Below are 16,162 nucleotides of genomic sequence, written 5' to 3' on the forward strand. Positions count from 1 at the left end.
CTTCCCTTCTGTTATCTTAAAAGTTTAGCGACACATCCTCACATCGCTTAATTGAAATATGACCAGCAGTATCTGATTTTTCTTTTCCAAAACGAATATTAGAAAACTTAACATGCTTAATCTCATGTCCAATCTTATCAAAACCACATAGTTCAATTGCATCGCACTCATGCCATTTTGCTTCGTGATCCTGATAGATGCCAGTCAATCGAAGATTATCAAATGTACAGTCACTAAAATACGGCTGGTCTGGTCCTGCAATGCCGTCATCATTGTAGCCAACGCTGTGCATCAGAACACGTGGAAATACGCTGTCATATACATGAATTTCCTTTACATATCCGCCGCGCTTTGCTGTACCCTTGATCTCAAAACCACACAGCGCTGCCTCCATATCGCAGTCCCAGATTTTTACATCCTCTACACCACCTGACATTTCACTTCCGATCGTGATGCCATGACCCATCGTACAGCGACAGTCAAACACACGAACACCTTTTGTCGGAATGTTCACTTCATTTCCCTGTGGATTTTTGCCTGACTTGATAGAAACAGAATCGTCTCCGGTGTTAAATACACAATTGAAAATCACACAGTCCGATGAAGAATCCGGATCCCATCCATCTCCATTCCAGATGCCATGAGAATAAAATGTGCATCCGTGTGTTACAACATGATCACAGTAGATCATGTGAATATTCCAGCATGCACCATCACGAAGCGTAACTCCAGCTAACTCTACATTTTTGCAGTTGCTCATATTAATCAAGCGCGGACGCACTCTTGCCGGGATCGTCTCTGGCTTCTCGCACTCCTTGATCTTATCGCCAAGCGAGGCCAGATAATCTTTTAGATTTTCTGTCTCAGAGGCTATGATACGCTCTGCTAACACGCGGCCGCCGCTTGCAATCGTTCCCTTTCCACGGATGGCAACATTTTTGCAGGCAAATGTACTGTCATAATCAGCACGGTGCATTCCCTCTGGGTCAAGTACGCCTAAGTTTAACAAACTACTGTAGCACTCCATCTCAGTTCCCTCAAAACGACTCCAAATTCGTGGAAGATAATCTTCTGGATTAGAAGTTCCCTGAAGAACGGCGCCCTTTGCTAAATACAATTCCATATCGCTGTGAAGACGCAGCGCTCCTGTCATAAAAGTACCGCTTGGAATCATCACGCAGCCATCTTTTGGACAATCATCAATCGCTGACTGAATTGCTTTTGTATTTAATGTTTTTCCATTTCCAACTGCATTGTATGGTGTCTTTGTGATATCAATTACAACGCTTCTATTAAATGTATGCACTGTGATTGTCTGCTGTTTAATTTCCTTCTCGATCTGCACCGACTCACTTTCATCTTCAATAAGCGCCATATCAACTTGATAAATTCCTTTTAATAAAATCTCATACCGAGTATTTTCCTGTAAATTTTCTATTGTGTAATGCGTCTTTTGCGTGCTGCCAACCAAGGTAAAATCAGCTTCCGTATGATTCGTATCTTTTAAAAAGATTTCGTATGTAGTTCCAAGTCTTCCCTGTGGGCGTTCCCAATAAAGGGTAATACTATCTGGTGCTGATTCTGCACGCAGCATTGAAAAATTCTCTTTCATAAAAACCACCTTTCCAATAATATTTTTATCTTGTTAGCATCATTATATGGTGATTTTTATAATATTTCTATAGCCTAAAATTTTGATATTGTGCACTTTTGACTTTTTTTCTTATATGCAAAAATAGGTGCACAGCCAGATTTTTCCTGACTATACACCTATTAAACAATTTTATTTATTTTTGATTTTTACTCAAACTCCGCAGTATCCTGATAAATCATTTCAAGTCCATCTTCTGTTTCCTTTAATGGATAAACAACATAACCAGACTCAAAATATTTGTCACCGTCACCGCCCCAGCGGTCTCCTACATACAGAAGCTTTCCGTTTACATTTAAAAGGAATGCGGACTGACTGTCATATGTTGTCTCGTCACCGATCTCCTTTAATGAACTCCAACGTCCCTCGATTGAATCAGCCCATGCATATTTGCCCTGGTTTGGCGCCCATCCGGTACAGAAAGATGAAATCATATAATAATGATATTTTCCCTTAATTACAGCTGGTGCCTCACGATACTCGCCCTGCCACAAACTATGAACAAGACAATCTACATTCATATAGTCATCTGATAAACGATACACATGAAGATCAGCATTATCTCTCGATGCAGAAATAAAATACGATGTTCCATCCTCTTCCTGATAAAGAGTGCAGTCTCTTGACATATAACCATATGGATTGAAATGACCATGATAAGTAAAATCACCATCTGGTGTATCACATGTTGCAATAGCAACTGCTGCATCAAGATAATTTTTTCCATTTTCAAAATGAGCCCACATAACAAATTTGTTTGTCTTCTTATTATATAGTACCTTTGGACGCTCCAGATTTACTTTTTTTCCATCCTCATTGATCAACTTTAGCGTAGTACGCACGCGATAGCCTTCCATCTTCGAATTTGTCGTCAGAATATGATTTCTAAACTCCCAATCTGTCAAATTCTGTGAGCGATAGCAGCTGACATAGAAATTATCTCTTCTATCCTCACCATACCAATAATAATAGCCCTCATGGAAAATCATATATCCTCCATGCGCGTGAATCGGATTTCCCTGTGTATCCTTCCATACAATTCCATTCTTTAACATCTTTTTCTCCTCTTTCCTTTTAATTATAAATTTAGAATACAAAATTTCCGTGATCAAATACAGTTACTGTACTTCCATCCTGACAAATACCTTCAATATGCATCTGTCTTGATCCAAACATGAAATCCACATGAGTCATAGATTTATTTGCACCTGCTGCAGCTAAATCCTCATCTGTCATCTCAGTTCCGCCCTTTACATTCATAGGATAAGCGTCTCCCAATGCCAGATGGCAGGATGCATTCTCATCAAATAAGGTATTGTAGAATAAAATTCCAGTATTTTTGATCGGAGAGTCATAGCTGATCAATGCAACCTCGCCTAAATAACAGCTTCCCTCATCAAATTCAACAAGGCTCTTTAATACATCCTGTTCCTTCTTTGCACCGTAATTAACAACCTTGCCATCCTTAAACTCCAGCCAAAAATCTTCAATTAATTTTCCCTGATAGCTAAGAGGCATTGATGCATATACCTTTCCATTTACGCCTGTCTTAAGCGGCATACAGAAGTTTTCCTCAGTCGGCATATTCGGGTTGAATAACACACCCTTTGTGGAATACTCACAGCCGCCGCCCCAGATATGATTTTTAACAAGCTCTACTGTCAAATCAGTTCCAAGCTCATTTGTAAAATGAAGTGCCTTGAAATTATAATCATTTAACATCTTTGAATGACCAAGAATCTCTGCATTATGTTTATTCCACTCTTCTACTGGATCATTCTCCTCATTTACACGCACACTCATTAAAATAGCATCCATGAGTGCTTCAACTGCTTCGTCTTCTTTTTTGTCTGGAAATACCTTATTAGCCCAACCTGCAGATGGCAATGCCACGATACTCCACTGACCGTCATTGTTCATCGTGTATTTCTTTAACGGTGCATTCTTTTTGCTATATGCAGCCTGAACTCGCTGAATCTTAGTTGGATCAATATCCTTCATTAGCCCCGGCGTATCAGAAATGACATGAAGATAGCAGCATCCTTTTTTATGCTCCCAATCTGTCATATCGTACTTCCACTGTGGAGTCTCCTCTAACGTCTCTGTGCTTGCATACTGATAATTCATTAGATTATCCTGCTCATCATGCCAGTTTATTTTAACATATCCGGCACCAGCCTCATATGCTGCTTTTACACACATTCTTACAAACTCATAATCAGTTACGGATGCACTGATTACAAGCATCTGTCCTGGCTGAACATTTACGCCGCTCACTACTGCCAGCTTTGCGTACTTTTCCATTACTGCCTTACTAGCCATTTTTCTAACCTCCCTATTTTGCCTCGTAAAGAGACATTCGCAATCCATTTTCAGTATACCAGATATAGAAAGAATTTGGAAGATTACAGAAAAATTTTGGAGGAAATTTGTAAACTATGTTACAGTTCATGGATAAGCCAATATTGCGGCAAAGTCCTAAGGTGAATGGATTTCACGAGCCGGACACTTGAAGCAGGTCTTTCAAAGTAATGTATAATAAGAAAGAACATAAAAGGAGCCTGCTGAGTTTGGTCCGGCGACGAAACCATTACACCGAAGGGCTTTCGTAGCATGACGCATGAACTGTAACTAAACTTCCATCATTTTGATAAGAATACGCATTGACTTCAAGTGCCCTTGAAGCAGTATAATAAAGATACCAATTATTGAAAGGATGGATTTTTTATGAACACAATTTCTCCAGAAGTAAAAACTGCACTTGTAACAGGAACTGATCATGGTGTTGGATTTTCTCTTGCAAAAAAGCTTCTCTTGCGCGGCTATTTTGTAATCGCAGTTCGCATAGATGAAACAGAAAAGCAAATTGACGCTTTACAATCTTTATATCCCAATCAAATGGCAATTGTCTGTGCCGATATCGGAAGTGATGAGAGTGTTTTTAAGGCTTCAAATGATATCAAAAACATGACTGATCACATTGACCTGTTAATCAACTGTGCCGGGATCCTTGGTGACATGAACAAAAATCTCGGTGATGATCTTGATTTTGATGAAATTTCACGCGTGATAAATGTAAATGCCATCGGCACGCTTCGCGTAACCAATGCTCTTTCTTTGCTTGTATTAAACAGTACTGAAAAAACAATTGTAAACATCTCTTCTGAGGCTGGAAGCATTGCCGATTGTGAACGCACTGGATGGTTTGGCTATTGTATGTCTAAGGCAGCCAATAACATGCAGTCTGCTCTTGTTCACAATAATATAAGAAAGCTTGGAGGCAAGGTCTTTGCGATTCATCCAGGTCATGTCGCTACATATATGCGCGGTCATCTTGACACGACTGCAAAGATCACACCAGATGTTTCTGCAGAAGGAATTTTACATGTTGTTTTGGATATGCCTCATCCAATTAATTCGCGCCCACTTTATCTGGATTACACTGGAAAAGAACTTCCTTGGTAAGGCAAACATTTATTATAATCAACTGAAAGGATAACAAACTTATGAAAAAGAAAATTCTTGTAATAGGAAATTATACTGACGCAATCTATCATGGCTTAGCAGGTGTTGACAAGCGCCTTGCATCTATTTTATCAGACTATGAGCTAATTTGTACTGACGATACGTCAAAACTTCTTAGCTTAGAAAAAGATCATATTTCAGGTATCATCTCTTATCTTGATATCTGGCAATCAAAGCTTTACGATGACGAAGCTAACGCTTTCGAACACTTCGTAGCAAACGGCGGCGGTGCACTTTTACTTCATAATGGAATTAGTATTCAAAGTCAGGATCGTCTTCTAACACTTGCTGGCGCAAAATTTCTTGGTCACCCACATCATGAAGTTATCCGCTTTGAGCCGTCTGCTCATCCCGTCACAGAAGGCTGCAAAAGCTTTTCTCTTGATGAAGAACCTTATCAATTTGAGTTTGTGCCAGATAACAAAAAAATAATCCTTACCTACCAGTACAAAAATCAGAAATATCCTGCCGGATGGTGTAAAAATTCAGGTAAAGGACGTCTGATTTATCTTTGTCCTGGTCACACGCCTGAAATTTTTGACTGCCCACAATATCAGCAGCTTATCCGCCAAAGTATGGATTGGACGCTTGGCAACTGAAATAGGTTAAAATAGATCAAGTATTTTTTTGGCATTTTTGCACAAAAACAGTTTTTTAAATATTTTCGTCACTTGTAAAGAATAACATTCCATGATATGATAGTTCAAGGTTCTTAACCAATATTACTATTTTATATTAGGGGTGTATTATGCAGCAAAAAAAGAATAGCTTCAGCGGCTCGATTGGTTTTGTCCTTGCAGCCGCCGGAAGCGCAGTCGGTGTCGGAAATATTTGGCGCTTTCCTTATCTTTGTGCCAAGGATGGTGGAGGATTATTTTTAATCATTTATCTAGTTTTAGTTCTCACATTCGGTTTTGTCCTTCTGACAACTGATATCGCTATCGGACGAAAAACAAAGAAAAATGCACTGAATGCCTATGCCGCAATAAGTAGCAAATGGAAATTTCTTGGATATCTTACTTTCCTTGTTCCTGCACTGATCATGACCTACTACTCTGTAATTGGAGGCTGGATCGTCAAATATTTAACTGCTTATGTAGTTTCTGGAACCGAGGCTCCTGCACAGGATGGCTATTTTACTTCCTTTATCACATCAACTGCAGCGCCTATTGTATTTATGTTTATTTTTCTTGCGTTGACTGCATGGGTTGTTTATCTTGGTGTTGAAAAAGGAATTGAAAAGTATTCTCGTATTTTAATGCCAATTCTGCTTATTTTGATTATAGGTATTGCAATCTTTTCCTTAACGCTTTCTTATGAGACTGAAGATGGCACAGTCCGTACTGGTCTTCAGGGTTTATCAATCTACCTGATTCCAAATGTTGAAGGTCTTACTGTTAAGCGTTTTCTGGAGATTTTGCTTGATGCGATGAGTCAGCTTTTCTTCTCCTTAAGTGTTTCTATGGGTATCATGATCACCTATGGCTCTTATGTAAAGGATGATGTAAATTTAAGCAAGTCCATCAACCAAATTGAGATCTTTGATACTGGCGTTGCCTTTTTATCTGGTCTTATGATCATACCTGCTGTGTTTGTCTTCCTTGGAACTGACGGTATGACCTCTGGTCCTAGTCTGACATTCCTTTCACTGCCAAAGGTATTTGCTTCAATGGGAGCTGCCGGTCGTTTTGTTGGAATTGCATTCTTCTTGATGCTTGGCTTTGCCGCACTTACTTCATGTGTCTCTGTTATGGAAACACTAGTTGCAAACTGCATGGAGCTGTTTCACAAATCAAGGAAGAAAATGTGCATCATCATAGGCACCTATTCTCTCGTCACCTCAGTTATTATCTGCCTTGGCTACAACGTGTTCTATTTTGATTTGAAGCTTCCAAATGGTTCTGTTGGACAGCTGCTTGATTTGGCCGACTATATCAGCAATAGCTTTTTAATGCCGTTCATCTCGCTGCTTACCAGCATTTTGATTGGTTGGGTTATTGGACCAAAGTGGATTACAGATGAAGTCACAAAAAATGGTGAGTCATTTAAACGCGAAAAACTCTATGGAATTTTAATGCGCTATGTCGTTCCTGTTGTAATGTTAGTTCTGTTTTTCATGTCTACTGGACTGTGGGATATCATTTTTTAATAAAGCAAACTTCTTTGTATAATTAAGAGGATATGAGAAAATCACTCATATCCTCTTTAAAAATCTCAATATTTAATTTATAGGTGAAGAATTTAAATTTTGTTTACTGTTTTTCCAGAAATTCCAGGTTCTGTCATCTGGACTGGATCCATAATCTCATCCATCTGCTCCTTTGCAAGAAGACCCTTCTCAATGATAAGCTTTCTTACGGACTCACCTGTTTTAATAGCTTCTTTCGCAATCTCAGCTGCCTTCTGATAACCAACATATGGACAGATTGCAGTTATAATTCCAACACTATTCTCAACAAAATAGCGGCAGCGAGTTTCATTTGCAGTAATACCGATTACGCAGTTATCTACAAATGTATTTACAGCATATGCAATCGTATCAATTGACTGGAACAGACAATAGAAAATAATTGGCTCAAATGCATTCAGCTCTAACTGTCCTGCTTCTGCTGCCATTGTAATTGTCATATCATTTCCAATAGCATTAAATGCTACCTGATTTACAACCTCAGGAATAACTGGATTTACCTTACCTGGCATAATGGAAGAACCATTCTGCTTTGCCGGAAGATTAATCTCTCCAAAACCTGCTCTCGGTCCCGAAGACATAAGACGAAGATCGTTTGCAATTTTTGACAATGTAACTGCACATGCCTTTACTGCACCAGATACTGCTACGAAAGAATCAAGGTTCTGAGTTGCATCAATCAAGTCATATGCCTGCACCAGATCCATACCGGAAATTTCGCTTAAGTTTGGAACAATGCGGCGAAGATAAGATTCATCTGCATTTAATCCAGTACCTACTGCTGTACCGCCCATATTCAAGGTGCGCATCTCATCCATTGCCTTATCCATACGATTTAAATCACGTAAAATTGCAACACTGTATGCCTTAAATTCCTGTCCCAGACGAATCGGAACTGCATCCTGCAGCTGTGTTCTTCCCATTTTGATAACGCCATCAAACTCATCTGCCTTCTGCTCTAAAGCACTGTGAAGACGAAGCAGCTGCTTTTTAAGCTTCTTTAACAGGCGAAGTGATGTCATCTTTCCTGCTGTTGGAATAACATCATTTGTAGACTGTCCGCAGTTAACATGATCATTTGGATTAACAACAGAATAATCGCCCTTCTTTCCGCCTAGAATCTCAATTGCTCTATTTGCAATAACCTCATTTGCATTCATATTTAAAGAAGTTCCTGCACCACCCTGAATCGGATCAACGATAAAATCCTCACGAAACTTTCCTTCAAGAATCTCATCACATGCCTGAACGATTGCCTGCGTACGTCTCTTGTCAAGAAGACCTGCCTCACAGTTTGTGATAGCTGCCGCCTTCTTGATGTAAGCCAAGCTGTTAATAATCTCTGGGTGCATATTTAATCCTGTAATATGGAAATTCTCTGCTGCACGCAGTGACTGTACACCATAATAAACGTTTTCAGGCACATCCTTAGTTCCGATTGAATCCTTCTCAACACGAAACTCCATTTCATTTTCTGTCATATCCTTCATCCCTTCTGTTTTCTTATATACCTTTTCATTCATTTCTTATTTCCTCCACTTTATCCCTAATAGCCCTTTGGAAGTTGCAGTTCACGTGTCATTTTACGAAAGCACTTCGGTGTAATGGTTTCGTCGCCGGACCAAACTCCGCAGGCTCCTGTTATGTTCTTTCTTGTTATACATTACTTTGAAAGACCTGCTTCAAGTGTCCGGCTCGTGAAATCCATTCACCTTAGTGCTTTGCTATAAATATTGGCTGATCCGTGAACTGCAATCTTTGGAATATTTTTAAGATTTAATATCTTACCCTTGTCTTCATTATAGATTACCAGTATAATATAATCAAATACATATACTTTTATAGTTATTATAGTGTTTAAGTTATAGTATTTTTAATATTTTTTACAAAAAAACACGATAAGGATGGTATTTTTATGTTTCAGGGAATGGAATATGTTTACCAAGTTTACAAGGATAAAAGTTTTTCAAAAGCAGCTGCGAACCTTTTTATTTCACAGCCTTCTTTAAGTGCTAATGTAAAACGCGTAGAAAAAAAGGTTGGTTTTCCTATTTTTGACCGCAGCACAAAGCCGCTTTCTTTGACGGAGTGTGGAAAAGAATACATCCGATGCGTGGAAGAAATTCTCGCAGTGGAAAAGGGATTTTCGCAGTTTGTCTATGATTTTGACAATTTGGAAACAGGAACTTTAACGCTTGGCGGCAGCAATCTGTTTTCATCCTGGATTTTGCCATCTCTCATTTCAAACTTTGCACCACGCTACCCAAACATTAGAATCAATTTAATTGAAGAAAATACAACACAGTTAACTGAACTTTTGCAGAAGGGTATTGTAGATCTGATTTTAGATAACACAACTCTTGACTCTGCTGTCTTTGACAGCAAATTATATAAAGAAGAACATCTTGTGTTGGCAGTTCCACACTCTTTTTCAATCAACAGCGAATTAACCTCCTTTCAGATTCCAAATGATCTGATTGAGCGAAAAGATTTCCAGATGGATTCTGTGCCAGTTGTTCCGCTTCGTTTATTTTCAGATCTTCCATTCATTATGCTGCGAAATGAAAACGATACCGGCAGACGTGCCCGTCTAATTTGTCAGGACAGCAATTTCAAACCCAATATCATTTTAAATATGGATCAGCAGATGACTGCTTATAACATCTGCCAATCTGGTCTTGGAATCTGCTTTATAGGTGATATTATTTTGAGCCGTATTCCACACAACAAAAATGTAGTCTATTATCGGCTTCCTACTCAGCACAATACAAGACGCGTCTGCTTTTATTGGAAAAAAGGACGTTATTTTTCGCGCGCCATGGAAGAATTTTTAAATGAATGCTGTCTTATGGATGAATCTCCCAGTGCATTTACATGAATGAAGTCTCCACGCCCATGCAATACACTGCCCTACAAACGTGGTACCCTGCCGGATTTGATAGATAAAAAATGGGCTGCAACCTGTTTTCACAGATTACAGCCCATTTTTATTTTTACCTTAAAAGGTTACTTAATTACTTATTGTTTAATGCAGCCTGTGCAGCAGCCAGTCTTGCGATCGGCACACGGAACGGTGAGCAGGAAACATAGTTTAAGCCTACCTTATGGCAGAACTCTACGGAGCTTGGATCTCCACCGTGCTCACCACAGATACCGCACTTTAAGTTCGGTCTGGTAGCGCGTCCCTTTTCAACTGCCATCTTAACCAGCTGGCCTACGCCCTCCTGATCAAGTCTTGCAAATGGATCGGACTCGTAGATCTTAGCCTTGTAGTAGGAATCTAAGAACTTACCTGCATCATCACGAGAGAAACCAAAGGTCATCTGAGTCAGGTCGTTTGTACCAAATGAGAAGAACTCAGCTTCCTCAGCGATCTTATCAGCGGTCAGTGCGGCACGCGGAATCTCGATCATGGTACCGATATGATACTGCATGTCGGAATTCTTTTCCTTCTTAACCTGCTCTGCAACTTCTACAACAACGTCCTTAACGAACTTCAGCTCTTTCTTCTCGCCTACTAACGGAATCATGATCTCTGGAACGATGTCATAACCCTTCTCCTGTGCAACTTCGATAGCAGCTTCCATAACGGCTCTTGTCTGCATCTTAGCGATCTCAGGATAGGTAACAGCCAGACGGCATCCACGATGACCCATCATTGGGTTGAACTCATGCAGGGAATCACAGGTAGCCTTTACTTCCTCAACGGTCAGGTTCATATCCTTAGCCAGTGCTGCGATATCTTCCGGATCGGTAGGAACGAACTCATGCAGCGGCGGATCCAGGTAACGAACTGTCATCGGACGTCCCTCAAGAGCCTCATACATAGCCTTGAAGTCAGCCTTCTGGAACTGAAGAAGCTCTGCTAATGCAGCCTCTCTCTGCTCAACAGTCTTGGAAAGGATCATCTTACGGATCTTCGGGATTCTATCCTCACCGAAGAACATATGCTCAGTACGGCAAAGACCGATACCCTCTGCACCAAGTCTTACTGCATTTAAAGTATCTGCCGGAGTATCTGCGTTTGTACGTACGGACAGCTTTCTGAACTGATCAGCCCAAGCCATAACACGTCCGAAGTCACCACCTACAGATGCCTCAACGGTCTTGATGTCGCCCTTATAAATCTTACCAGTAGTACCATCCAGAGAAATGTAATCTCCCTCATGGAATGTGTAGCCACCTAACTCGAAGGTCTTAGCCTCCTCGTCGATCTTGATCTCGCCGCAGCCAGATACACAGCAAGTACCCATACCACGTGCAACTACTGCTGCGTGAGATGTCATACCACCACGAACAGTCAGGATACCCTGAGATGCATGCATACCCTCGATATCCTCTGGAGAAGTCTCAAGACGAACCAGGATAACTCTCTCGCCTCTGCCGCCCTTACCAGCAGCCTTAGCCTCGTCTGCAGTAAAGTAAACCTTACCAGCAGCAGCACCTGGAGATGCCGGAAGTGCAGAACCGATAACCTCACCTGCCTTTAATGCAGCGGTATCGAATGTTGGATGAAGCAGCTGATCAAGAGACTTTGCCTCGATACGGCATACAGCTTCCTCAGGAGTAATCTGTCCCTCATCTACAAGGTCACAAGCGATCTTGATAGCAGCCGGAGCGGTTCTCTTACCGTTACGTGTCTGCAGGAAGTACAGCTTGCCTTCCTCGATGGTGAACTCCATATCCTGCATATCATGGAAGTGATTCTCAAGATTTGTAGCCAGATCCATGAACTGCTTGTAAACTTCTGGCATAGCCTGCTCCAGAGTAGAGATCGGCTGTGGTGTACGAACACCAGCAACAACGTCCTCGCCCTGTGCGTTTAACAGGTACTCACCGAAGATACCCTTTGCACCAGTAGATGGGTTACGTGTAAATGCAACACCTGTACCAGATGTCTCACCCTTGTTACCGAATACCATGGTCTGTACGTTTACAGCGGTACCCCAGTCACCCGGAATATCATTCATACGACGGTATACGATAGCACGCGGATTATCCCAAGAACGGAATACAGCCTTTACAGCCTCCATCAGCTGTACAGTAGGATCCTGTGGGAACTCACTTCCCATAGCATCAAAGTAAACCTTCTTAAAACGAACAATCAGTTCCTTTAAGTCATCAGCGGTCAGCTCTACGTCGTAGGTTACACCTTTCTCAGCCTTGATCTCATCGATGATCTTCTCAAAATGGCTCTTCGGAACCTCCATAACAACGTCAGAGAACATCTGGATGAATCTTCTGTAAGAATCGTAAGCAAATCTTGGATTGCCAGTCTTCTTTGCGAAGCCTTCAACAGATACATCGTTCAGACCCAGGTTCAGGATGGTATCCATCATACCTGGCATGGATGCACGTGCACCAGAACGAACAGAAACAAGTAACGGATCCTCTACGTCGCCTAACTTCTTGCCATTGTACTCCTCTAACCACTTTAATGCATCAAAGATCTGAGTCTGAATTTCATCAGAAATCTTCTTTCCGCAGTTGTAATACTCGGTACATGCCTCAGTCGTTACAGTGAAACCCTGTGGAATCGGCATGCCAAGACCGGTCATCTCAGCCAGGTTGCAGCCCTTGCCTCCGAGAAGATTTCTCATAGAAGCATTGCCTTCCTGGAACTTGTAAACCCACTTAGCCATTATAAACCTCCTAAAAATAAGGGATTGCTCCCGGTTTTCTTTTGTGTCCAAACAGACCTTTACTGTTTTCACAGACACTCTGTTAATATTATAACATAATCTGGCAATTAGTAAAGTGGAAAATCCTAAAAAATCTTGTATTTTTATTTTTCCTATAGTAAAATAGATGACATGGCTAGATGATTCTTGTTTTTTTGTCAATCAATCTTGCTAATTTGCTGTATTTTGTGAACATATATTTGTTTTTTTATAAAAAACTCTATAAAAACCCTCATTTGCAAAAACAGCAATCTCATACTTGTGTCTGCTTACACCAGCAGATTACGGAAAGGCATGGTAATTTATATGACAACTCCAATTCTCCCACATAATCATGGGGATATCCATAACGTTCTTGAGGCAATGCCCTCTAAAGATACCTGTGCAGATATGGCCAGTGCCTTCAAACAGCTTTGTGACGGTACACGTCTTCAGATCTTCTGGCTGCTGTGTCACAGTGAGGAATGCGTACTTAATATCTCTGCTGCTGTCGGCATGAGTGCTCCCGCTGTCTCCCATCACCTGCGCTGTCTAAAAGATGCAGGGCTGATCACAGGAAATCGACATGGAAAGGAAGTACATTATCACATTGCCTCCACCACACAGGCCGCGCTCCTTCATCACTTTGTTGACAGCTACCTGCATACCAGCTGTCCCGGTGAATTTGACAGTCAGGGAATTTCGCACTCACAGACTGAACATTTTCAGCATGAATCCTGTTCATGCGGCTGCTCACATTCTGACAATAAATAATAGGAGGCTTTTCATGACCGTTTTACCTAAAGATCCAGTAATTCTTTTAAGCTATATCAATACGCAGCTTCGCGATTTTTATCCAAGTCTTGACGAACTATGCAGCAGTCTAAACGCAGACAAACAAACACTCTGCAACACACTCGCTCAGATTGATTATTATTATGATGAAACATCCAATCAATTTGTTTAAAGCTATTTCATTCAAACAAAGCTGATTTTTTGCACAGAAAGGCAGGTTTTTATGGCAGGTTCATCCTTCGGCACTATTTTTCGTATTACTACATGGGGCGAGTCACACGGTCCATCAATCGGCGTTGTCGTTGATGGCTGTCCGGCAGGGCTTTTTCTCTCAGAAGAAGATATCCAAATGCAGCTAAACCGCAGACGTCCAGGACAATCACGTTACTCTACCCCACGAAATGAGGCAGATCGTGTTCATATTCTCTCTGGTATATTTGAGGGACGCACAACTGGTACACCAATTGCTATGGAAGTAATCAATGAGACACAGCGCTCTAAAGATTATTCCAAAATTGCAAATAGCTATCGCCCTGGTCATGCAGATTATACATTTGATCAAAAATATGGTTTTCGCGATTATCGCGGCGGCGGACGCTCATCCGGTCGTGAAACAATCGGACGTGTGGCAGGCGGTGCTGTGGCTATGAAGCTTTTAGAGCAGCTTGGCATTTCTATTACTGCCTATGCCTCATCTATTGGACCTGTTACGGCCAACACATTTTGTCCTGAAGAGATTGACAACAATCCATTCCATCTGCCAGATGCAAAAGCTGCTGCAATGGCACAAGAATATGTTGACCGCATGATGGAAGAAAAGGAATCCTCCGGAGGTGTAATCGAATGCCGCATCATGGGTGTTCCAGCTGGCCTTGGTGATCCTGTATTTGAAAAACTTGATGCTAATCTTTCTAAAGCGCTTGTCTCTATCGGTGCTGTTAAGGGAATTGAAATCGGTGATGGCTTCGCAGCAGCACATGCTGTCGGCTCAGAAAACAACGATTCCTTCTATATTAATGAGGATGGAAATACCGCCAAGAAAACCAACCATGCAGGCGGCATTCTGGGCGGCATAAGTGATGGTGATACCATTATTGTTCGTGCAGCAGTTAAGCCTACACCTTCGATCTTCCGTCCGCAGCAGACAATTTCACGCAATAAGGAACCGATGGAACTGACGATCAAAGGTCGCCATGATCCATTGATTGTTCCTCGCGCTGTTGTTGTCGTTGAGGCGATGTGTGCGCTTACCATTGCAGACAGTCTGCTTCTCAATATGACAGCGCAGATGGACGGTGTGCTACGCTTCTATAATAAATAATCTCATCATACATCCTTGTGATCACGGAAATAACATATCATCTCATTTGTCAGGCTCAGGTCATCGTAAGAATCCTGAGCCTGATCAATTTTGTCGCGCTCGATCCACTCGGCAACAGCGAGTTCTTCCTTATCAAGACGAATATCCTGTTCTCCATCTGCCTCACAGAAAAATCCAGTAAGCAGCGTATCTGTAAAGGACCACGGCTGGCTCTTATAATAGCGAAGATTCTTTACCCTAATACCTGTCTCTTCCATTACCTCTCTTGCTACTGTCTGCTCAAGTGTCTCTCCAATCTCGGTAAAGCCTGCTACAAGTGCATATCTTGTATATGTTCTTCCTGCATACTTTGTCATAAGAAGCTTTGACCCCTTCGTTACAGCAATAATAACTGCCGGATTTATGCGCGGATACACTCGACTTCCGCACTTCTCGCAATAAAGCATACGCTCCTTATGATCTTTCTTTAAGGAGCCTCCGCAGTGACCGCAGTAACGATTGTTTCTATACCAGCCATCAAGCTGAAGCGCCGTAATTCCAGCAAAAGCAATAAAACGAGGCATTATCTCACGCATATCACGTCTGTTTTTCCAGGCTCCCGTAAGTACTTTTGTATTTTCAAGTGCCTGTAAGCGATCTGACGGACCAGATGTCATGTTGCTCTCATCCTCAATCCATCCCGTATCGTCCTTCCCTGTCATCTGCTTTAAAAAATAATGTCTTCCGTCAATGGCAAATAAATAAACAGCACCATAAAGTGGCTCTGCAAGTTCCTTGAATGTTGGTATGTACCAGCTGTTCTTTTCTTTTTTATCTTGGCATAACAGTGCTGTTCCATCCTTTATGCAAATACAAAAATCTGTGATTTGTGGCTGATATTCAATGTAATGATTATCATATTGATGTGGTGTAATATCCTGTATCATGTTTTTCTCCTCCTGCAAATATCCTATCACAGTTACAAATCATATGCAATTAGTTCTGCTTAAACAGGAACCACAACATATAAACAAACATACCAT

General features: G+C 41.2%; 13 protein-coding genes. 7 read left to right on the forward strand and 6 right to left on the reverse strand.

The genetic code is table 11. The features are described from left to right. Nucleotides 1–16 precede the first annotated feature (16 nt). From LKD48_RS00290 to LKD48_RS00300, 3 genes are all read right to left on the reverse strand, one after another. Nucleotides 17–1,612 (reverse strand): glycosyl hydrolase family 28 protein, encoded by a 1,596-nt coding sequence (locus tag LKD48_RS00290; protein WP_308730791.1) that lies wholly within the window; start codon nucleotides 1,610–1,612, stop codon nucleotides 17–19. A gap of 188 nt (nucleotides 1,613–1,800) precedes the next feature. Then, nucleotides 1,801–2,706 (reverse strand): family 43 glycosylhydrolase, encoded by a 906-nt coding sequence (locus tag LKD48_RS00295; RefSeq protein ID WP_308730792.1) that lies wholly within the window; start codon nucleotides 2,704–2,706, stop codon nucleotides 1,801–1,803. 31 nt (nucleotides 2,707–2,737) lie between these two features. After that, a complete protein-coding gene (locus LKD48_RS00300; RefSeq protein WP_308730793.1) occupies nucleotides 2,738–3,973 on the reverse strand; it encodes an aminopeptidase in 1,236 nt (411 codons plus the stop codon). A 405-nt stretch (nucleotides 3,974–4,378) separates the two neighbouring features. Between LKD48_RS00300 and LKD48_RS00305 the strand changes: the two genes are divergently transcribed. The 3 genes from LKD48_RS00305 (at nucleotide 4,379) to LKD48_RS00315 (ending at nucleotide 7,325) form a co-directional block, all read left to right on the forward strand. Then, a complete protein-coding gene (locus LKD48_RS00305) occupies nucleotides 4,379–5,116 on the forward strand; it encodes an SDR family NAD(P)-dependent oxidoreductase (RefSeq protein WP_308730794.1) in 738 nt (245 codons plus the stop codon). A 41-nt stretch (nucleotides 5,117–5,157) separates the two neighbouring features. Next, nucleotides 5,158–5,775 carry a ThuA domain-containing protein gene (locus LKD48_RS00310; protein ID WP_308730795.1) on the forward strand — a complete coding sequence of 206 codons (618 nt, stop codon included), beginning with the start codon at nucleotides 5,158–5,160 and terminating at the stop codon, nucleotides 5,773–5,775. Nucleotides 5,776–5,924: 149 nt separating this feature from the next. Beyond that, complete coding sequence (locus tag LKD48_RS00315; RefSeq protein WP_308730796.1) at nucleotides 5,925–7,325, forward strand: sodium-dependent transporter; 1,401 nt, start codon at nucleotides 5,925–5,927, stop codon at nucleotides 7,323–7,325. Nucleotides 7,326–7,417: 92 nt separating this feature from the next. Here LKD48_RS00315 and LKD48_RS00320 read toward each other — a convergent pair whose 3' ends face one another. Beyond that, nucleotides 7,418–8,830, reverse strand: a complete 1,413-nt coding sequence (locus LKD48_RS00320) for an aspartate ammonia-lyase (protein WP_431833301.1) — start codon at nucleotides 8,828–8,830, stop codon at nucleotides 7,418–7,420. A gap of 449 nt (nucleotides 8,831–9,279) precedes the next feature. On the opposite strand from LKD48_RS00320, the gene LKD48_RS00325 reads away from it, so the two are divergent. Next, nucleotides 9,280–10,242, forward strand: coding sequence for a LysR family transcriptional regulator (locus tag LKD48_RS00325; protein WP_118612146.1), 963 nt, complete (start codon nucleotides 9,280–9,282; stop codon nucleotides 10,240–10,242). Nucleotides 10,243–10,378: 136 nt separating this feature from the next. Here the strand turns inward: LKD48_RS00325 and ppdK are convergent, their stop codons facing one another. Continuing rightward, nucleotides 10,379–13,006: a pyruvate, phosphate dikinase gene (ppdK, locus tag LKD48_RS00330; RefSeq protein WP_308730797.1), complete on the reverse strand. Its 2,628-nt coding sequence runs from the start codon at nucleotides 13,004–13,006 to the stop codon at nucleotides 10,379–10,381. Nucleotides 13,007–13,351: 345 nt separating this feature from the next. Between ppdK and LKD48_RS00335 the strand changes: the two genes are divergently transcribed. The 3 genes from LKD48_RS00335 to aroC are packed head-to-tail and all read left to right on the forward strand — an operon-like array spanning nucleotide 13,352 to nucleotide 15,140. Then, nucleotides 13,352–13,798 carry an ArsR/SmtB family transcription factor gene (locus LKD48_RS00335; protein WP_308730798.1) on the forward strand — a complete coding sequence of 149 codons (447 nt, stop codon included), beginning with the start codon at nucleotides 13,352–13,354 and terminating at the stop codon, nucleotides 13,796–13,798. Nucleotides 13,799–13,811: 13 nt separating this feature from the next. Then, nucleotides 13,812–13,991 (forward strand): DUF4250 domain-containing protein, encoded by a 180-nt coding sequence (locus tag LKD48_RS00340; protein ID WP_118612145.1) that lies wholly within the window; start codon nucleotides 13,812–13,814, stop codon nucleotides 13,989–13,991. Between the two features lie 51 nt (nucleotides 13,992–14,042). Then, the gene (gene aroC, locus LKD48_RS00345) at nucleotides 14,043–15,140 is read left to right on the forward strand and encodes a chorismate synthase (protein ID WP_308730799.1); all 1,098 of its coding nucleotides are present in this window, start codon (nucleotides 14,043–14,045) and stop codon (nucleotides 15,138–15,140) included. 5 nt (nucleotides 15,141–15,145) lie between these two features. On the opposite strand, the gene nudC is transcribed toward aroC, so the two are convergent. Beyond that, on the reverse strand, nucleotides 15,146–16,066 hold the full coding sequence (gene nudC, locus LKD48_RS00350; protein ID WP_308730800.1) for an NAD(+) diphosphatase: 921 nt from the start codon (nucleotides 16,064–16,066) through the stop codon (nucleotides 15,146–15,148). Nucleotides 16,067–16,162 lie beyond the last annotated feature (96 nt).

Origin of the sequence: Anthropogastromicrobium aceti (genome assembly GCF_020687335.1) — a bacterium.
Lineage (GTDB): Bacteria > Bacillota > Clostridia > Lachnospirales > Lachnospiraceae > Anthropogastromicrobium > Anthropogastromicrobium aceti.